This is a genomic window from Streptomyces sp. BoleA5 (genome assembly GCF_000373665.1).
In the GTDB taxonomy this organism is placed as follows: domain Bacteria; phylum Actinomycetota; class Actinomycetes; order Streptomycetales; family Streptomycetaceae; genus Actinacidiphila.
The window spans coordinates 146,662-163,124 of record NZ_KB892103.1 but is presented as its reverse complement, the minus strand read 5'-3'; the positions used below and the strand labels follow the sequence as shown (position 1 = coordinate 163,124).

Sequence of the window (16,463 nt, the reverse complement as noted above, 5' to 3'; positions counted from 1 at the left end):
GGGCTCCGCGGTGTTTGATTCGCCGGTCGGGGGGTGTGGGGGGATGCTGGTGTATATGGGTACGCGTGTTCCTGCGGATTCCGTGGTTCGGGCCGATCTGCCTGCGTGGTCGCCGATGCTGGCGGTGGCGGGGCCGTTGCCGGGGGCGGAGGCGGAGGCGGAGTACGGGTTCGAGCCGTTGTTCAACGGGGCGCGGGTGCTGGTGTATCTGCCGGGGGACGGGCGGGTGCGGTTGGTGTCGGGGATCGGGCAGGACGTGACGGCGGGGTATCCGGAGCTGGTGGGGTTGGCGGGGGTGTTGCCGCCGGGTCTGGTGGGGGTGCTGGACGGGGAGGTGGTGGCGTTGGGGAAGCATGGCGGGGTGTCGGTGGAGCGGTTGCAGCGGCGGATGAGTGTGCGGCATCCGGCGGCGGTGGCGGAGGCCGCGGCGGCGATGCCGGTGCAGTTGGTGGTGTACGACATCTTGCATCTGGGGGAGCCGGTGTTGCATTCGCCGTTCACGGCGCGGCGGGCGTTGCTGGATGATCTGGGGGTGTCGGGGCCGCATGTGGTGGTGCCGCCGTACTGGCCGGCGATGGCGAGTGAGGCGTTGCACTACATCCGGCAGGAGGGGTATGACGGGGTGGTGGCCAAGCGGTTGACCAGTACGTATCTGCCCGGTCGCCGCAGCCGTGACTGGATCAAGGTCAAGAACCTCCACGCCGACGGCAACTGACCCCCGCTCGCGCCGCCGCGGCCGGTGACCGCCGGGCCCGGGGCGCGCCACACCGTCCGGGCCCGGCCCGCCCCGTCACCGCCGGCGGGTGATGGTCTTGTACTCGACGTAGCCGGTCAGGCCGACCGCGCCGTACTCGCGGCCGACGCCGCTCGCCTTGTGGCCGCCGAACGGGCCGTCGAAGCTCATCGGGGAGCCGTTCAGGGTGACGGTGCCGGTGCGCAGCCGGCGGGCGACCGCCAGTGCGCGCTCGGGGCTCGCGGTCCAGACGCCTCCGGACAGGCCGTACTCGGAGTCGTTGGCGATGCGCACGGCGTCGTCCTCGTCGTCGTAGGCGATCACGACCAGTACGGGGCCGAAGATCTCCTCCTGGGCGATGCGCATGCCGTTGTCGACGTCCGCGAACACGGTCGGGGTGACGTAGTAGCCCTGCTCCAGCCCGGGCGGAACCTCGGGGCCGCCGGTGACCAGGCGGGCGCCCTCCTCGATCCCCAGCCTGATGTAGTCGATCACGCGCTGCTGCTGGTCGCGGCGGATCATGGGGCCGATGAAGGTGTCCGGCTCGGAGGGGTCGCCCACCTTCAGCGACTCCACCATCTCCTTCAGGGCCGTGACGACCTCCTCGTAACGGCTGCGCGGCGCCAGGATCCGGGTCTGCAGGATGCAGGCCTCGCCGTTGTTCGCCAGGGAGCCGAAGCGCAGCCCCTGCATCACGGCGGGCAGGTCGGCGTCCTCCAGGACGACGGCCGCGGACTTGCCGCCCAGCTCGAGGCTGATCCGCTTGAGCTGCTCGCCGGCGATCGAGGCGATCCGCCGGCCGGCGCGGGTCGACCCGGTGAAGGCGATTTTGTCGACGTCCGGGTGCGAGACGAGGTGCTCGCTGGTCTCCCGGTCCGCGGGCAGGACGCTGAGCACGCCTTCGGGAAGACCCGCCTCGTGGAAGAGGTCCGCCAGCAGCATCATGCTCAGCGAGTTCTCCGGGGAGACCTTCAGGACCACGGTGTTGCCCGCCAGCAGGGCCGGGGTGAGTTTCGCCGTGGCCGCCGAGAAGGGCGAGTTCCACGGGATGACGGCGGCGACCACGCCGATGGGCTCGCGCCTGACGACGGTGTCGAAGTCCACCGAGGGGTCCGAGGGTTCGAGGACCTCCTCCCAGCCGAGCTCCGCCGCGGCCTTGAGGTAGGCCGCGACCTGGCGGGTCAGGAACGGCTGGCCGGCCCTGGTGAACCAGCCCGCCGAACCGTTCTCGGCGGATATGGCCGCGGCGATCTCGTCGGACCGGGCCTCGCGCAGCGCGTTGACCCGGCGGATCACCTCCTGCCGCTCCTTGGGGTCGGTGCGCGGCCAGGGCCCGTGGTCGAAGGCGACGCGCGCCGCGGCCACGGCGGCGTCGACGTCCGCGTCGGCCGCCTGGGCCACCCGGCCGAGCACGGAACGGTCGTGGGGGGAGCGGATGTCGAGGAGGAGGTCCGGGTCACTGGGGGACACCCAGGAGCCGCCGATGTAGAGCCTGTCGCGAATGATCATCAGTCATGTCCTTCCGGTGGGGGCGAGGGAGTGGGAGACGGCGGGGGCCGGGCCCGGGGTCAGGCGGAGCGGGGCACGGCCGGATGGTCCGTGGAACGGCTGACGTCCGCCCACGTCCTGGCCTCCGCGAGCCGGGCCTCCTCGGCGCTCAGCGCGATCTCCAGGGCGTCGCTGCCGAGCAGCAGGCGGCGCGGGGGCTCCTCGGCGCCGACGACGTCGACGATCGCGCGGGCCATGCGGGCCGGGTCGCCGGGCTCGTGGCCGCTGTAGGCCGCGAGCCGCTCGCCCCACAGCCCGACGGTCTGCCGGTAGTCGGCCGTGATCGGGCCCGAGGTCAGCGCGGCGCCGGCGGCCCAGCCGGTGCGGATGCCGCCCGGCTCCACGACGGTCACCTTGATGCCGAGCGGGGCCACCTCGTTCGCCAGGACCTCCGAGAAGCCCGCGACGGCGAACTTGGCGGTCTGGTAGGCGCTGAGGCCCGGCGTGCCGCCGACGCGGCCCCCGATGGACGAGATCTGCACGAAGTGTCCAGAACGCCGGCCGCGCAGCACGGGCAGCGCCGCCCGCGTCACGTTGACGACCCCGAAGAGGTTCGCCTCGACCTGCGCGCGGAACTCGTCCTCCGGGAAGTCCTCCACCGTGCCGTTGGTGGCGTAGCCCGCGTTGTTGACCACGACGTCGAGGCCGCCGAAGCGCTCGACCACCGCCGCGACCACGTCCCGGGCGCCGGAGGGCGAGGTGACGTCCAGCGCGAGGCTCTGCAGGCGCTCGGGGTGGGCCTGCGCCAGTCCGGCCAGTGCCTCCGGCCTGCGCGAGGTCACGGCGACCTGGTCCCCGGCCTCCAGCGCCGCGACCGCGAGGGCCCGGCCGAGACCCTGGGAACCACCGGTGATCAGCCATGTACGTGCCATGGAACGTTCCTCCTGTCCTGTGACGAGCGCTCCCGGGCCGATGGGTGGAACCGAGATCACTGTGGAAACTCGTCGACTAACTGCAACATCAATGTAGCACTCCTGATTGCGGATGCTGCGGTTGTGATGGCGATGTACGTCTAATTGCGACTCGCTGTTATCGTGTCGCCATCATGAGAGCTGATGCGGCACGTAATCTCGCAGCGGTCCTGCGCACCGGGGCCCGACTGCTGGCCGAGGACCCGGGCACCTCGATGTCGGCCATCGCCACCGCGGCGGGGGTGGACCGGACGACCGTCCACCGCCGCTTCGCCACGCGCGAGGCGCTGCTCAATGCGGTCTTCCACGCGAAACTCGACTCCGCCGAGCGTGTCCTGGACGAGGCGCGGCTGATGGAGGCACCCGTGCCCGTCGCCCTGCACCGCTACGTGGAGAGGATCGTCCCCGTCAGCCGCGAGTGGCCCGTCGACACGCGCCGCATGATGCGGCAGGATCCCGACGCGGACCGCCGGCGCGCCGAGCAGAGCGCGCGGCTGGACGCCTTCCTGCGGCGCGCCGCCGACGAGGGGTATCTGCGTCCAGACGCCTCCCCGGAGTGGGTGAGGGCGACCCTCGACCAGCTGGTGGACACCGTCGCCCACCGCTTCCCCGACGTGGAACCGCCGCGGGCGGCCGACCTCGTGGTGGACACGTTCCTCAACGGTTTCGGGCGGTCCTGACCTCGCGGGCGGACGGGGCCGTACGGCTCACAGCCCGAGTGCGATGGCGGTGCGGGTGAGTTCGGCGGTGCTGTGGATGCCGAGCTTGGCGCGGATGCGGCGGAGGTAGGCGTCGACGGTGTGCTTGGACAGTCCCATGTGGCGGGCGGTCTGGAGGTAGGTGCGGCCCGCGGCGATGTGGCGGAGGGTCTCGCGTTCGCGGGGGGCGAGTTCGGGGAGCCCGGTGCCGGTGTCGGCACCCGTCTCGGCGTCGGTGTCGGCGGGGGGCGTGGCGGGTGCGGGGCTCATGGGGGTGTCCTTCGGCGGGGCGGCTGTCGTGGCTGCTCGCGCCCTCGGAAGCGGGAGATGGGTGTCCGTTTAGGGTGTTTTGCCCTACATCCACCACCTTCGCGCTGTGGCGTCTTCGCCCTGTCCGCCGACTGTCACAGACGTGTCACACCGCGGCCTCCGGCTGGCGGCCCCGCGACCACCGCCCGTGCGGTACCGCTGTCCGCGAAGAGGAGCCGGACCGCCGGACGGTCACTCGAGGGGCGGTACGGCGTCCAGGTCGAACGGCTGCGGCGACGGCACGCGGACGTCGGGGTCAGGCAGTTGCTGTGCCGTCCAGATGCACTTGCCGTTCGGGGTGTAGCGGGTGCCCCACCGCTGGGACAGGGAGGCGACGAGCTGCAGTCCCCGGCCGCCCTCGTCGGTCTCGGACGCGTGACGGATGCGGGGCATCGTCAGGCTGTCGTCGGAGACCTCGCAGACAAGGTCGATGTCCCGCAGCAGCCGCAGCGCCATCGGGCCCCTGCCGTGGCGCACGGCATTCCCCACGAGCTCGCTGGCGAGCAGCTCCGTCGTCGGGGTCAGCTCCTCCAGGCCCCAGGCGGCCAGCTGGTCCCGGACGTGCCTGCGGGCGATCCCGGCCGCCCGCGGGTCCTCGGGGAGCGGCCAGCAGGCCATCCGGTCCTGGGCGAGGGCGTGGACGCGGGCGACGAGGAGCGCGATGTCGTCGCTGGTGGTCCGTCCGACGGGGAGCAGCCCCGAGATGAGGGTGTCGCAGAGCGTGCCCAGGTCGGCGCCGTCCGCGTCGGCCAGGAGCCGCGCCAGGTCGCCCAGGCCCTCGTCGATCTCGCGCTCGGAGGACTCGACCAGCCCGTCGGTGAACAGCACGAGCATGCTCTCCTCGGGGATCTGCAGCTCGACGCTCTCGAACGGCTGCTCGGCCGCCCCCAGGGGAGGGTTCGGCGCCGCCTTCGGGAAGCGCACGGTCCCGTCGGGATGCACGACCGCGGGCGGGGGGTGTCCGGCGCGCGTGACCGAACAGCTGCCGGTGGTCGAGTCGTAGAGGACGTACAGGCAGGTCGCGTAGGAGTCCGAGCCGAGTCCGCCGACGATGTCGTTGAGATGCCCCATGATCTCGTCGGGGGGCAGTTCGAGGCCGGCCAGGGTGTGCACCGCCGTACGCAGGCGCCCCATGGTGACCGCCTCGGACAGGCCGTGACCCATCACGTCGCCGATGACGAACGCGACCCGGCCGGCGGACAGCGGGATCACGTCGTACCAGTCGCCCCCGACGTCCGCGCCCTGCTCGGTCGGCAGATAGCGCGCGGCGAGCTCGCAGGACGGCAGCGCGGGCAGTTGCTGGGGGAGCAGGGCGCTCTGCAGCTCCCGGGAGCGGGTGTGCTCGGCGTCGTAGAGCCGTGCGCGTTCCAGGGCGTGGGCCACCAGGGCGCTGATGGCGCTCAGCAGGGTGCGCTCCTCGTCCGTCAGGCGCCGCGGCTGGTCGAAGGCGACCACGCAGACGCCGAAGGTGAGCCCGGAGGCGGTCAGCGGCAGGAAGGCCCACGATCCCTTCCCCGTCAGGTGCGGGCGGTCCGCCATCGCGGGGTAGCGGGCCGAGTACTCCTCCGCGGAGGATACGAACACCGGCCCGCTGGTCGAGATCGCTTCCCACACCGGGTCGTTGGCGCTCCGGGGACGGCCGTGGAGGTTGTCGAGGAAGGACTGGGGGTAGCCGACCGACCCCACGTTGTAGGCCCTGCCGTCCTCGAGCGCCTGCACCAGCAGCCCGGTGGCGGCGAACGGCGGCAGCACGCGCTGGGCGACGGCGTCCACCACGTCGCGCGAGGTCGTCGCCTTGGCGAGGGCCGCGGTGAGTTCGGCGATCCGTGCCGCGCGTTCGCCCGCCGCACGCTCTGCGGCGGCGCGCTCGGCCTCGTGCCTGCGGCGCTCGGTGACGTCCGTGAAGTAGAGCGTCACCCCGTCGGGCAGCGGGACCAGCCGGACCTGGTAGCAGGAGTCAGTGTCCGGCATCCGTACGTCGAAGCTCGTGGGCGCCGCCTTGGCCGCGGCCTCCCGGCAGCGGGACTCCAGCCCGGGGACCTGCCGCACCGAGGGCAGCGTCCAGAGCACCCGGCCGAACAGCTCCGCCTCGGAGGAGCCGAGCACGTCCTCCGCCTCCAGGTTGACGAAGGTGATCCGCCAGTCCTCGTCGGCGGAGAGGAAGCCGTCGCTCATGTACCGCAGCGCGCGGCTCAACGCGTCGCGCGCGGACCGGGACTCGTTGCTCTCCCACGCCGTGCCGATCATCCGGTACGGCTCGCCCCTGTCGTCCAGGACGACCTTGGCGCGGGTCTCGGTCCACCCGTAGCTGCCATCCGGGCGGCGCACCCGGTACTCGGCCTCGAACACGCCGTGGTCCCGGATCGCCTTCTCGACGGCGGCGAGCGTCCAGCGCAGGTCGTCGGGGTGCACGACCTTCATCCAGCTCTCGACCCGGGGCACGAAGTCGGCGGGATCGGTGCCGTAGACGGCCATGGCCGCGTCATCCCAGGCGAGTTCGCCCGTGCGGATGTTCCAGTCCCATGTGCCCACCTCGACGGCCTTCAGGGCCTGCCGCAGCCGGCTGCCGCTGGGTTCCTCGTGTGTGGGGCGGGTCGGGGGCGGGGCCTGGTCCACGCGTTCCTGCGCCCAGGCGGTCACCGCCTCGAGGAAGCGCCACTGCTCCTCGGTGGGCTCTCCGGCCGGGCCGGTCACGACGGTCAGCGACCCCACCGAGGTCACGCCGTCCGACAGCGCCACGGACGCCAGCCCCGTGCCGGGCCACCCCTTCCCCGCCAAGGGCCGGACCGCGCCCGCGGATCCGTCGGCCGCCCACACGCGCCCGCGCCGCCGCACCGCGCGGGCCGGGACCGCGGGGCTCTCCTGCTCGATGATCTCCCAGGGGCGTACGGACCCCGAGGACAGCCCGACCGTCGACACCAGGCGCAGCGCCGACATCGGCCCGCACAGGTGGACCGTGCCGCCCAGCCCGTCCAGCTCGGCGACCGCGTGCTGCAGTGCGAGCCGGAGCACCTCGCCCTCGGCGATGCCCTTCTCCACAGCGGCGAGCAGCGCCAATCGGTCGTTCACCATGTAAATGTACATTTCGTGAGGAAAGCTGGCAGGCGAGGCAGGCCTTACCTCGTAGCCCGGTTCCGCCCGGGTTCCGGCTCCCCGTCGAGCCGCGGGCCGCGCGAGGGTTCCCCCTGGACGTGCAGGCGGAAGAGGGCGTGCAGTACGTCGTCCGACATGCCGGCCAGGACGGCCTCCGGTGTGGTGGCCATCGCCTGCGCGAGGTCGTCGACCAGGTGTGCCAGACCGTCGATGCCGGTCTCCTGGGCGCCGGAGGCCGGGCCGGGGGCGGCGGGGCCGTGGTCGGTGGTCCTTTGGTTGCTCATGCGCATCTTCCGAACGGGGCGCGGTCGCCGCGGCGGGAGGCCGTGCGAGGTGTGCTGGACAGGGTCAAGGCTGCGTCAACGCGGCGGCGCCGGCCACGGAACGCTGTTCCTATGCCTCCCGGTACCAGGCCCGGCGCGAGCCGGCCGGGTCCTGCCCGTCCCCGGTGGGGCAGCGGCGGAAAGGGGCAGGACACGGGCGGGGCGCGGGCAGGACGGGCAGGCGTCAGGCGGCCCTGACGCGCTGCGCGACCTCCTTGCCCTTGGTGGTCGCGTCCTCCAGTGCCCGGGCCCAGGAGGCCTCGGCCAGCGGGACGAGTTCGGCCATGGCCGGGTTCGACGCCGCCGCGGTGAGTTCGGGGACGATGAAGTCCAGCTCCAGGCCCATGTACTCGCCGAGGATGGCCCGCAGGTAGTTCTGGACGTACTCGGAGGACTCCCGCGGGGTGCCGGGCGCGTAGGAGCCGCCGCGGCTGGCGATGACGGTGACCGGCACGCCCTTCACGCTGGACGTGTCACCCGTCGTGCGGCCGACCATGAGGACGTGGTCGATCCAGCTCTTGAGCGTCGAGGGGATCGTGAAGTTGTACATCGGGGCGCCGAGGAGCACGGCGTCGGCCCGCTCCAGCTCCTCGATCAGGGTCAGCCGGCCCGCGAAGGCCGCTTCCTGCTCGGGCGTGCGGGACGGGGCGTCGACGAACGCCGCGGAGAATCCGTGCACGTCGAGGTGGGGAAGCGGGTCCGCGGCGAGGTCGCGGTAGAGCACCGTGCCGTCCGGGTGCTGCTCGCGCCAGGCGTCGCGGAAGGAGAGCGCGACGGTGCGGGAGCGGGAGTCGGAGCCCGGGTGGAGGGAGGAGTCGAGGTGCAGCAGGGTGGCCATGTGAAGTTCCAGTTGCGTCAGGTGGGTTCGTGTCCCCGTGGGGCGGCTCCCCGGCGTCATGGCGCCGGGGAGCCCGGTGGCCCGCCTCGCCGGGGGGTGCGAGGTGCGGGTCCCACGTCTCCACCGTGGAGCACCCGGCTGCCGCGACCCAAAGAGGGGATTAGCCGCTAACTTTTGGTAAGTGGGGTGGTGTGCGGCGGCGAACCCATCCGGACGGATGGGGAGTTGACATGCGAAGAGGGCGCCTGCCCGAGCTGCAGCGGGGGCGCCGGAGGGGGCGTCGGCGGGGCGGCGGATCGCCGCGTCGTTCGCGCGCGTGGGGGCGTGCCCCGGTGTCGCGCCGGGCGGCAACCGGAGCCCCGCGACCGCGCGTTCGGCCGCCGGATGGCCGGCGCGCACCGATCCGAAGTCGTCCGCGACGACGTTCACGGGGTGCGGATCGCCGTGGAGGCGGACCGGACGGAGCCGGTCCGTGAGGCCGGGGGCGGCGTCGAGTCGCCGCCCGGACGCGCGCGGCGGCGCGGCGAGGGGTGCGGGCCGTCTGCCGGGACGTGTGGTGCGCGCGGGCTCGCGGCCGGCTCGCCCTGCGGGCGCCGGACTCTGCTGTCCCGTACGGGGGCGGCCCGGTAGGGGCGGAGGCCGGCGAGGTCCGGAAGCGGGTCCGGCGCCAGGGCGCGGACCGGCGGTTCGTCGGCGCCGGAGCCGGTCACGGAGCCCGGGTCACGGAGCGTGGGACGGGGGCCCGGTGACGCGCGGCTGCGCCGGGGTGGTTCAGTCCTGGCCGGAAGCGTCCAGCGGGCGGCGGTGGGTGCCCATGCCCGGGGCGCCGATGGAGGCGAGGTCCTCGCCGGCGGGCCGGCCGCGGTGCCGTCCGGTGCCGGAGGCGGTGGCCGGGGTCTGCCGACGCCGCATCGCCACGAAGGCGCTGGTGAGCAGTCCGCCGGACTTCGTCGTCGGGATGGCCTTGAGCATGGTGCTTGTTCTCCGGGTGGTTCGGTGTGCCGGCGGGATCGGCGGGATCAGCGGCATCAGAGGAGGAAGGGGAGCGGGAGCCGGCCGGTGCCGGGCCGTGCGAGGACGGTGCGGCTCGGCACCGGTGCGGCTCCCTGCCCTGGCGGACGGTGCGTGGCCGTCCGGTCGCCGGGGCGCGCGTGGTCCGGCGGGGTGTGCCGGATGCGGTCGCGCCTCAGCGGACGGGTCCGTGGCCGTAGGACAGCCAGACGGTCACCCAGTGGCCGTGGCTCCAGCGGGCCAGGCGGTGGCCGTCGAACCGGTAGAGCTTGCCGTCGTACCCGTGCCAGTACTGCACGCCGTGGTGGCCGTAGTCGTAGTGGTGGCGGGTGATCTCGTTGTTCCAGCGCCGGTCGTCGTTCCCGGCGCGGTCGCCGGTCCTGTCCCATGCCGTGTTGACGGACACGGTCTGCCGGTCCTGGCCGGAGGGCCGGGGAGCGGCCGAGGCCGAGCCGGTGGCTCCGAGCAGGGCGGTGCCGGCGAGTGCCACCGAGGCGGTGGAGGTGGCGATGATGCGCGTCCACTTGTTCATGACTGGTCGTCTCCTTGTTGTGCCCCTGTGTGGGGGCGTCGGACGACGGTCCGGCCGGTGGGCCGGTCCCCGTCGTGCGGAGCGATTCCGCGGGGCCGCCGGGGCGGGGCTCCTGGTTCGCAGGCGCTGGATCCGCTGGGACCGGCGTCGCTGTGAATCGCTGGTGAATGGAACCTAACAGATGATTGAGGAGGGTCAATCATTTGAGGGGTGTGACCATCGCCTCGGGCGAGGAATCCGGAGAAGTGGAATAACTTGGGCCTGAGGTCCGCCGGAGCTGCGGTGGATTGTCCGTCCATGGGTGGAACGTGTGCACCGAAATCGTTGAAGGTCATGGATTAACCACCCCTCACGATGGTTGGTGGCGCGCTATGATGAGTCCATGGCAGTGAACGAGATCGCGATTGAGGGTGCTGCAGGCGGCGACCCGCTGGAGCAGCTCGGTTTCCTGCTGGCCCGGCACGGCGCCATCGCCGACAGCCGCGTCCGGCGCGCCTTCGGCTCGTGCGGCCTGGCGCCGCGGGCCGGAGCCACGCTGATGCTGCTCGGCGGGTGCGGGTCCATGGGGCAGCAGGGTCTTGTCTCGGCGCTCGAGGTGGATCCGAGCGTCATGGTCGCGATCCTCAACGACCTGGAGTCCGCGCAGCTCGTCGAGCGCCGCCGCGACCCGGCGGACCGGCGCCGTCACATCGTCGCCATCACGGACCGGGGGCGCGGCGTCCTGGCCGAGGCCCGGGCCGCGGTGGACGAGGTCGAGCGGGGGCTCTTCGGCGATCTCTCCCCGGAGGAGGTCACGGTGCTCCGCGGGCTCCTGGCTCGGGTGCGGACGTCGCCGGGCGAGGAGTTCTGCTCCGAGGGGTGACCCCGGGCTCCGTTCCGGCGCGCGTCCGTGCGCCGGAACGGAACAGCACCTCCGGTGGCCGGAGGTGCTGTGGTCTTCGGGCCGGCGAGGTCGCCGGACCCTCAGTCGAGGATCACGCCGTTGTTGATGGTGCCGTTGTTGACGTTGGTGGAGTTGTTGTTGCCGACGACGATGATGATGCTGCCGTTGCCGCTGCTGTTCGGTCGGTTGCCGCCCTGGTTCCAGCGGCCGTCGCCCCGGTCCCGGTCCCAGTCGCCGTGCCCCCCGCCTCCGCCGTGACCGCCGCCCCTGCCGGAGGTCTTCGCGGCCGCGGCGTGCGCCTCGGACGGTGTGGTGGCGGCGAACGCGGTGGCGGGGATCAGTGCGCCTCCGGCGGCCAGGGTGGTCGCGGCAGTGAGGGTGACGAGGCGCTTGGTGAGGTGGGTGCGGGCCATGGTCGTCGTCCTTCGGGAGCGGTGGTGGAGGGGTTCCGGCGGTGCCGGTGGGCTGCCCCTGGGGGGCGTGAAGCCGATGCCTCCAGTAAGCCGGGCGCGGCGCCCGGCGTCATGTCGCTGCAATTCGGGACTTGACATGAATTCCGCACCCGGCGTACAAGCCCGCGGGTCGGCGTCAGCCGGTGACCACGCCGACGGCCAGGTTGATGGTGGTGGCCAGGATGCTGGTGCCGAAGACGTACGACAGCAGCGAGTGCCGCGGCACCGTGGCACGGATCGCCGGGCTGGAGACGTCCGTGTCGGAGACCTGGTAGGTCATGCCCAGGTTGTAGCCGAAGTAGAAGAAGTCCCGGTACGTCGGCGGGTGCGGGGAGTTGAAGTCGGTCCCGCCGGTCGGGACCGCGTGGTACACGTAGCCGTAGCGCGCGGCGTACATCAGGTGGAGCGCCGCCCAGGCCATGAACACCCCGCCCAGCGCGGTCGCCGCCGCGGCGTGATCCCTGTCGGAGCCACCGCGCAGGAGCAGGACGACGATGGCGAGCAGCCCGAACAGGGCCGCGCCCACCACCACGAGTTCTTCGACGACCGGCCGGAAGTCCTCCCGCCGCGCGTTGCGGTGGGCGGCGGCCGCGTCCATCGGCCACAGCACGAGCCAGCCCGTCACGACGAAGACCGTCTCCGTCGCGGCGATCCCGGCGAGCACCCCCAGCGACGCGTCCGACAGGACGCCGGCGACGAGCGCGCCGGCGGTCGCTCCGACGACGATCGCTCCTGCCGGTCGGGGGACCGCCGAGAGCGGCAAACCGGTGCTCATGCCGCATCGCGCTACAACCCCGCGCACATGGTTCACGGCAGCGGCACTTGGGACCGCGCGAAGGGGCGGCCGGCGGTGCCCCGGCCCGTGGGCACGGGCCGGGGCGTCCGTCCTCAGCCGAACTGGCCGGGCCGGTAGTCGCCCGCGGGCTGGCGGTTGACGACGTTGACGCGGTTGTAGGCGTTGATCACGGCGATGAGGCCGATCAGGGCGACGAGCTGGTCCTCGTCGTAGTGCTTGGCGGCGTTCGCCCAGACCTCGTCCGTCACGCCGCCGGCGGCGTCGGCGATGCGCGTGCCCTGTTCGGTGAGTTCGAGGGCGGCGCGCTCGGCCTCGGAGAAGACCGTGGCCTCGCGCCAGGTCGCGACGAGGTTCAGGCGCACCGAGGTCTCACCGGCCGCGGCCGCCTCCTTGGTGTGCATGTCGGCGCAGAAGGCGCAGCCGTTGATCTGGCTGGCGCGGATCTTCACCAGTTCCTGGGTCGCGGCCGGCAGCCCCGACTCCGCGGGCACCTTGCCCGCCGAGTTGAGGTGCTTGAAGAACCTGAGCGCGAGGGCGTTGCCGAACAGGTTCACGCGGGCTTCCATGGCGGTCTCCTCCTACGTGGTGACGGTTACGCAGCCATGACGGACGGGCCGGTGGAAATGTGACGTCCACGGATGTGACACGGGTCCCACCCCGGGTAGCGTCGCCCCCATGGCCGACGAGGAATTCCGGGACCCGCGGCTCGCCGCGCTCTACGACGCCCTCGACGATCCCGGCCGCGGCGACCTCGACGCGTACACCGCGTTGGCGCGGGAGTACGAGGCGCGCCGGGTCCTGGACATCGGCTGCGGAACGGGGGTGTTCGCCCTGCGTCTGGCCGGCCTCGGCATCGAGGTCGTAGCCGTCGACCCGGCCGGGGCCGCCCTCGACGTGGCCCGGGCCAAGCCGGGCGGCGAGCGGGTCCGGTGGATCCACGGTGACGCGACAGGACTGCCGCCGCTGTGCGTGGACCTGGCGACGATGACGGCCAACGTCGCCCAGGCGATCGACGACCCCGGGGTGTGGCGGGAGACGCTGCGGGGGGGCGTACGAGGCGCTGCGGCCGGGCGGCCGTCTGGTGTTCGAGACCCGGGACCCGGCGAGGCGCGCGTGGGAGGGCTGGAACCGGGAGGCGTCGCATCGGGTCGTGGACGTGCCGGGGACCGGACCGGTGGAGTACTGGGTCGAACTGCTCGACGTCAGCGGGCCGCTGGTGACGTTCCGTTGGACCTACGTCCTGGCCGTCGGCCGGGAGACGCTGACCTCGACCTCCACCCTCCGGTTCCGCCGGCGGGAGGAGGTCGAGGCGGCGCTCACCGCGCAGGGGTACGTCCTCGACGAGGTGCGCGACGCCCCGGACCGGCCCGGCCGGGAGCTTGTCTTCCTCACGCGCCGTCCGGAGGCGTGAGCGGCCCGCACGGGCCTGGCGCGTACGGCCGCCGGTGGAGCCGGCGGCCGTACGGGGGAGGGCGGCGTGGACGATCAGCGCTTGCCGAAGACCTTCCTGGCGGAACCGAGGTCCATGAAGACCGTCTCTCCGGTGGCGTCGGCCAGGCCGTCGTTGTCGGTCACGGCGTAGGCGTGGCCGTCACCGCCCACGGTGAGGCCCTCGAGCTTCTCCTGCGTCCACCCCTTCGTCGCCCGCAGGTCGGGCAGCACGTCGTGGGCCAGCGTCTTGGGCAGCACCTGGAGCGGTCCCGACGGGGCGGCGGACTTCGGCATGTCGACCGTGTACACCCGCTTGACCCTCGCGGCGGGGCCGTTCAGCTTGTCCCGCTCGATCAGGGCGAGCTTGTCGCCGACCGCCGTGATCTCGGACAGGCCGATCCAGTCGCCCGGGGTGTCCGTGGTGGCGATCCGGTAGCCGAACCAGCTCCACGTGCCCGACGCGACGTCGTAGCGGCCGATCCGGACGACCCCGGCCGGGTCGCCCTTGACCTCGCGCTGCAGGGTGGCCCAGACCACCTCGCGGCCGCGCCGGTCGGTGGTGGCGGTGACGCCCTCGAAGCCCTGCTTCGCCAGGCCCGCGGCGACGTCGGCCGGGAGCGGGACGACCTGGCGGGTCACCCCGTCGCGGTCGAGGCGGACCAGCTTGTTGCCGTCGCCGGTGGCGCCCTCGACGGCGAGCCAGAAGCCGCCCTGCGGACGGGCGTGGATGCCCTCGGCGTCGTAGCCGACCGGCTTGCCGTCGGCGTCCTTGACGGTCAGGGCCCGGGTGATGACCGCCGGCTGCCGCGAGGTGTCGATGGTCATGATCTTGGTGACGGAGTACGCCGCGTCGGTGACCGTGTACAGCTCGTGGCGCCTGCCGGGAACGGCGGACAGCGCGCCGAGCGCACCCCAGCCGATCGGCGCGCCGTCGGAGTCCGTGGCCGAGACGATGCCCGGGAACGACGGGGTGCCCTCGCCCAGCCGGAACAGGCTCACCGAGGCGCGCACGTTGACCGAGGCGTCGTCCTCCTCGCTGGAGACCACGAGCAGGTCGCGCGACGGGATCGGCAGCAGCCCCTCAGGGCCGTTGGTGATGGCCAGCATCTGGCGGAAGACCGGGGCGGTCGGGCGGCTGACGTCGTACACGGCGACGAAGTTGCTGCGCTCGGAGCCGACGAAGGCGTACCGCACGCCGTGGAAGGTGGCGACGACCACGCCCTCCGGCTCGGTGCCCTTCTTGGCCGCGCGGTCCTCGTTGTGCAGGCCGTAGCGGACGGCCAGGCGCTCGAAGCTGTTGCCCGCGTCCCAGACGACCTTGCCCGTGCGGCTGTCGAGGACGGTCCAGCCGCGCGTACCGCCCTTCCAGTCGCCCTCGTTGGCGGTCGCGAAGTAGCGGTCGTCGATCCAGTTGACGGCGTCGGGCTCGCGCCGCACGTCGGTGATCGAGCCGCTCTGGTCGATGACGCCGTCCTTGACGGTGTCGATGCCGCGGACGGTGGCCGTGCCGGCGGTGAAGGCCTTGGTGATGCGGCCCGTCGGCAGGTCCACCAGGACGACGCCGTTGTTCTCCTGCAGCGTCACGGCCAGCTGGTCGCGGCCGTTGACGGCGACGTACTCCGGCTCCGGGTCGGTGGGCTCCACGATCCCGGCGGCGGACAGCACGGGCAGCGCGGTGCCGTCGGGGCGGGTCAGCGGCACGGCCCGGGTGCTCCAGTGCTGCGGCGCGGCGCCCTTGAGGTCGACGATCTGCACGAAGCCGGCCGGGGCCTGGGGCAGGTCGCCCTCCTCGCCGCCCGGCGGGGTCGCCTCCTCGTCGCGCTCGTTCTCGATCGCGATCGCGGCGTACCGTTTGTCCTTGGTGACGGTGATGGAGTCCGGCTGACCGCCCAGGTCGAAGCTGGTGACCCGCTTGCGGTCGCGCAGGGATATGACGTCGAGACGCCCGGAAGGCGTGGAGTAGCCGCTGCTGGTGTTCACCACGACCAGCACGTACTGACCCACCACGGCCACGGAGGTCGGCTCGTCCTCGGCGTCGCCCAGCTCCGCCAGCGACAGCGTGCCGATCCCGCGGGGGCTGCCCGGGTCGGCGATGTCGAGGAAGCCGATCCGGCGCGCCAGGGCGTCGGTGTAGACCAGGGTGCGGCCGTCCTCGCTGACCGCCGAGATCTCGGCGACGGTCGCCGTGGCCGGGTCCTCGCCCGCGGGGCGGTTCTGGAAGACCGGGTACGTGGCGGTGCGCTGGAAGGTGGGCGTCACGTGCGGGTGGTGGGCGCTCGCCGGGCTCGCGGCCACCAGCGTGCCGGCGGCGACGGCCGCGGTCGTGAGCGCGGCGTAGGTTCTCTTGGGGAGCATCGTCTCTCCGTTGCGCTGCGGTCGGAAAGGCGATCATCTCGCCGCCGGACCAGCGCGATCGGGCCCACAGGTGAACAACCGGCGAAGATCGCCAGCACGGTGCGACCGGAGTGCCCCGGTCCGTACGCATGCGGGGGCACCGGCACCGCCCGTGTGGTGGACACCGCCGGCCGCGCCGAGCGGTTCCGGCGCCGCTGCGGGAGCGGGGGCACGGCGCCCGGCGGAAGCTGACGCGGGCCGCTGCCCCACGGCGGCGCTCCGGGACCGGCCCTGCCGGGTGGTGCCTCTGATGCGGGTGGTGCCGCAACGGAGTTCACGTGGCGAGCCGCCAACTCTCCCGGCCGGCGTCGGCCTGTTCGTGCTCGCCGACGGCTCGGATCCTGGCGTGGGTGGAGTTCACCGCCCGCTTGCCCCGCTGGGAACGTGCTCCATGGGCCCCGGTCAGGCACCCGGGTCGTCCCCCGAGTTCCCTGACTTCCGCCGCCCTCGATGTGAGCGGAGTTCGTTGCGGGGGTGGCGCGCGACGCCCGCGTTTCCAACACTGGTGACG

The 16,463-nt window shown here is 72.9% G+C and carries 15 protein-coding genes and 2 pseudogenes; 4 read left to right on the top strand and 13 right to left on the bottom strand.

Features of this window, described 5'->3' with window-relative positions:
• The coding region (locus B085_RS42920) for a hypothetical protein (RefSeq protein WP_234018602.1) at window positions 1-715 on the top strand (715 nt) is incomplete at its 5' end.
• A 75-nt stretch (window positions 716-790) separates the two neighbouring features.
• Here the strand turns inward: B085_RS42920 and B085_RS0119095 are convergent.
• Window positions 791-2,242, bottom strand: coding sequence for an aldehyde dehydrogenase (locus B085_RS0119095; protein ID WP_018560181.1), 1,452 nt, complete (start codon window positions 2,240-2,242; stop codon window positions 791-793).
• Window positions 2,243-2,301: 59 nt separating this feature from the next.
• Window positions 2,302-3,153, bottom strand: a complete 852-nt coding sequence (locus B085_RS0119090) for an oxidoreductase (protein ID WP_018560180.1) — start codon at window positions 3,151-3,153, stop codon at window positions 2,302-2,304.
• A gap of 173 nt (window positions 3,154-3,326) precedes the next feature.
• On the opposite strand from B085_RS0119090, the gene B085_RS0119085 reads away from it, so the two are divergent.
• Window positions 3,327-3,872 (top strand): TetR/AcrR family transcriptional regulator, encoded by a 546-nt coding sequence (locus tag B085_RS0119085; RefSeq protein ID WP_106434976.1) that lies wholly within the window; start codon window positions 3,327-3,329, stop codon window positions 3,870-3,872.
• 27 nt (window positions 3,873-3,899) lie between these two features.
• Here B085_RS0119085 and B085_RS0119080 read toward each other — a convergent pair whose 3' ends face one another.
• The 6 genes from B085_RS0119080 to B085_RS0119050 all read right to left on the bottom strand — a co-directional run bounded on the left by B085_RS0119080 (window position 3,900) and on the right by B085_RS0119050 (window position 9,996).
• The gene (locus B085_RS0119080) at window positions 3,900-4,160 is read right to left on the bottom strand and encodes a response regulator transcription factor (protein ID WP_018560178.1); all 261 of its coding nucleotides are present in this window, start codon (window positions 4,158-4,160) and stop codon (window positions 3,900-3,902) included.
• Between the two features lie 231 nt (window positions 4,161-4,391).
• On the bottom strand, window positions 4,392-7,268 hold the full coding sequence (locus B085_RS0119075; protein WP_037731988.1) for a SpoIIE family protein phosphatase: 2,877 nt from the start codon (window positions 7,266-7,268) through the stop codon (window positions 4,392-4,394).
• 47 nt (window positions 7,269-7,315) lie between these two features.
• A complete protein-coding gene (locus B085_RS0119070; protein ID WP_018560176.1) occupies window positions 7,316-7,576 on the bottom strand; it encodes a hypothetical protein in 261 nt (86 codons plus the stop codon).
• Between the two features lie 223 nt (window positions 7,577-7,799).
• Entirely contained in the window at window positions 7,800-8,453 is a 654-nt protein-coding gene (locus tag B085_RS0119065) for an FMN-dependent NADH-azoreductase (RefSeq protein WP_018560175.1), read from the bottom strand.
• A gap of 771 nt (window positions 8,454-9,224) precedes the next feature.
• Window positions 9,225-9,425, bottom strand: coding sequence for a hypothetical protein (locus B085_RS0119055; protein ID WP_018560173.1), 201 nt, complete (start codon window positions 9,423-9,425; stop codon window positions 9,225-9,227).
• A gap of 214 nt (window positions 9,426-9,639) precedes the next feature.
• Window positions 9,640-9,996 (bottom strand): hypothetical protein, encoded by a 357-nt coding sequence (locus B085_RS0119050; RefSeq protein WP_018560172.1) that lies wholly within the window; start codon window positions 9,994-9,996, stop codon window positions 9,640-9,642.
• A gap of 382 nt (window positions 9,997-10,378) precedes the next feature.
• Between B085_RS0119050 and B085_RS0119045 the strand changes: the two genes are divergently transcribed.
• Window positions 10,379-10,858, top strand: coding sequence for a MarR family winged helix-turn-helix transcriptional regulator (locus B085_RS0119045; RefSeq protein ID WP_037731965.1), 480 nt, complete (start codon window positions 10,379-10,381; stop codon window positions 10,856-10,858).
• A gap of 101 nt (window positions 10,859-10,959) precedes the next feature.
• Here the strand turns inward: B085_RS0119045 and B085_RS0119040 are convergent, their stop codons facing one another.
• The 3 genes from B085_RS0119040 to B085_RS0119030 form a co-directional block, all read right to left on the bottom strand.
• Entirely contained in the window at window positions 10,960-11,292 is a 333-nt protein-coding gene (locus B085_RS0119040) for a hypothetical protein (protein ID WP_018560170.1), read from the bottom strand.
• 175 nt (window positions 11,293-11,467) lie between these two features.
• Window positions 11,468-12,106: a DUF1345 domain-containing protein gene (locus tag B085_RS0119035; RefSeq protein WP_026251202.1), complete on the bottom strand. Its 639-nt coding sequence runs from the start codon at window positions 12,104-12,106 to the stop codon at window positions 11,468-11,470.
• Window positions 12,107-12,219: 113 nt separating this feature from the next.
• Window positions 12,220-12,693: a carboxymuconolactone decarboxylase family protein gene (locus B085_RS0119030; protein ID WP_018560168.1), complete on the bottom strand. Its 474-nt coding sequence runs from the start codon at window positions 12,691-12,693 to the stop codon at window positions 12,220-12,222.
• A gap of 109 nt (window positions 12,694-12,802) precedes the next feature.
• Here B085_RS0119030 and B085_RS42915 point away from each other — a divergent pair.
• Window positions 12,803-13,538 (top strand): annotated as a pseudogene (locus B085_RS42915) (class I SAM-dependent methyltransferase).
• 74 nt (window positions 13,539-13,612) lie between these two features.
• On the opposite strand, the gene B085_RS0119020 reads toward B085_RS42915, so the two are convergent.
• Together B085_RS0119020 and B085_RS48700 are read right to left on the bottom strand one after the other, a co-directional pair.
• Window positions 13,613-15,913 (bottom strand): esterase-like activity of phytase family protein, encoded by a 2,301-nt coding sequence (locus B085_RS0119020; RefSeq protein ID WP_018560166.1) that lies wholly within the window; start codon window positions 15,911-15,913, stop codon window positions 13,613-13,615.
• Between the two features lie 288 nt (window positions 15,914-16,201).
• Window positions 16,202-16,392 (bottom strand): annotated as a pseudogene (locus B085_RS48700) (IS5/IS1182 family transposase); the annotation flags it as partial.
• Window positions 16,393-16,463: the final 71 nt, after the last annotated feature.

Excerpts from the sequence above, each read along its gene's own strand:
- B085_RS0119095 (WP_018560181.1), bottom strand. The coding sequence starts at position 2,242 with ATGATCATTCGCGACAGGCTCTACATCGGCGGCTCCTGGGTGTCCCCC.
- B085_RS0119090 (WP_018560180.1), bottom strand. The coding sequence starts at position 3,153 with ATGGCACGTACATGGCTGATCACCGGTGGTTCCCAGGGTCTCGGCCGG.
- B085_RS0119085 (WP_106434976.1), top strand. The coding sequence starts at position 3,327 with ATGAGAGCTGATGCGGCACGTAATCTCGCAGCGGTCCTGCGCACCGGG.
- B085_RS0119080 (WP_018560178.1), bottom strand. The coding sequence starts at position 4,160 with ATGAGCCCCGCACCCGCCACGCCCCCCGCCGACACCGACGCCGAGACG.
- B085_RS0119070 (WP_018560176.1), bottom strand. The coding sequence starts at position 7,576 with ATGAGCAACCAAAGGACCACCGACCACGGCCCCGCCGCCCCCGGCCCG.
- B085_RS0119065 (WP_018560175.1), bottom strand. The coding sequence starts at position 8,453 with ATGGCCACCCTGCTGCACCTCGACTCCTCCCTCCACCCGGGCTCCGAC.
- B085_RS0119055 (WP_018560173.1), bottom strand. The coding sequence starts at position 9,425 with ATGCTCAAGGCCATCCCGACGACGAAGTCCGGCGGACTGCTCACCAGC.
- B085_RS0119050 (WP_018560172.1), bottom strand. The coding sequence starts at position 9,996 with ATGAACAAGTGGACGCGCATCATCGCCACCTCCACCGCCTCGGTGGCA.
- B085_RS0119045 (WP_037731965.1), top strand. The coding sequence starts at position 10,379 with ATGGCAGTGAACGAGATCGCGATTGAGGGTGCTGCAGGCGGCGACCCG.
- B085_RS0119040 (WP_018560170.1), bottom strand. The coding sequence starts at position 11,292 with ATGGCCCGCACCCACCTCACCAAGCGCCTCGTCACCCTCACTGCCGCG.
- B085_RS0119035 (WP_026251202.1), bottom strand. The coding sequence starts at position 12,106 with ATGAGCACCGGTTTGCCGCTCTCGGCGGTCCCCCGACCGGCAGGAGCG.
- B085_RS0119030 (WP_018560168.1), bottom strand. The coding sequence starts at position 12,693 with ATGGAAGCCCGCGTGAACCTGTTCGGCAACGCCCTCGCGCTCAGGTTC.
- B085_RS0119020 (WP_018560166.1), bottom strand. The coding sequence starts at position 15,913 with ATGCTCCCCAAGAGAACCTACGCCGCGCTCACGACCGCGGCCGTCGCC.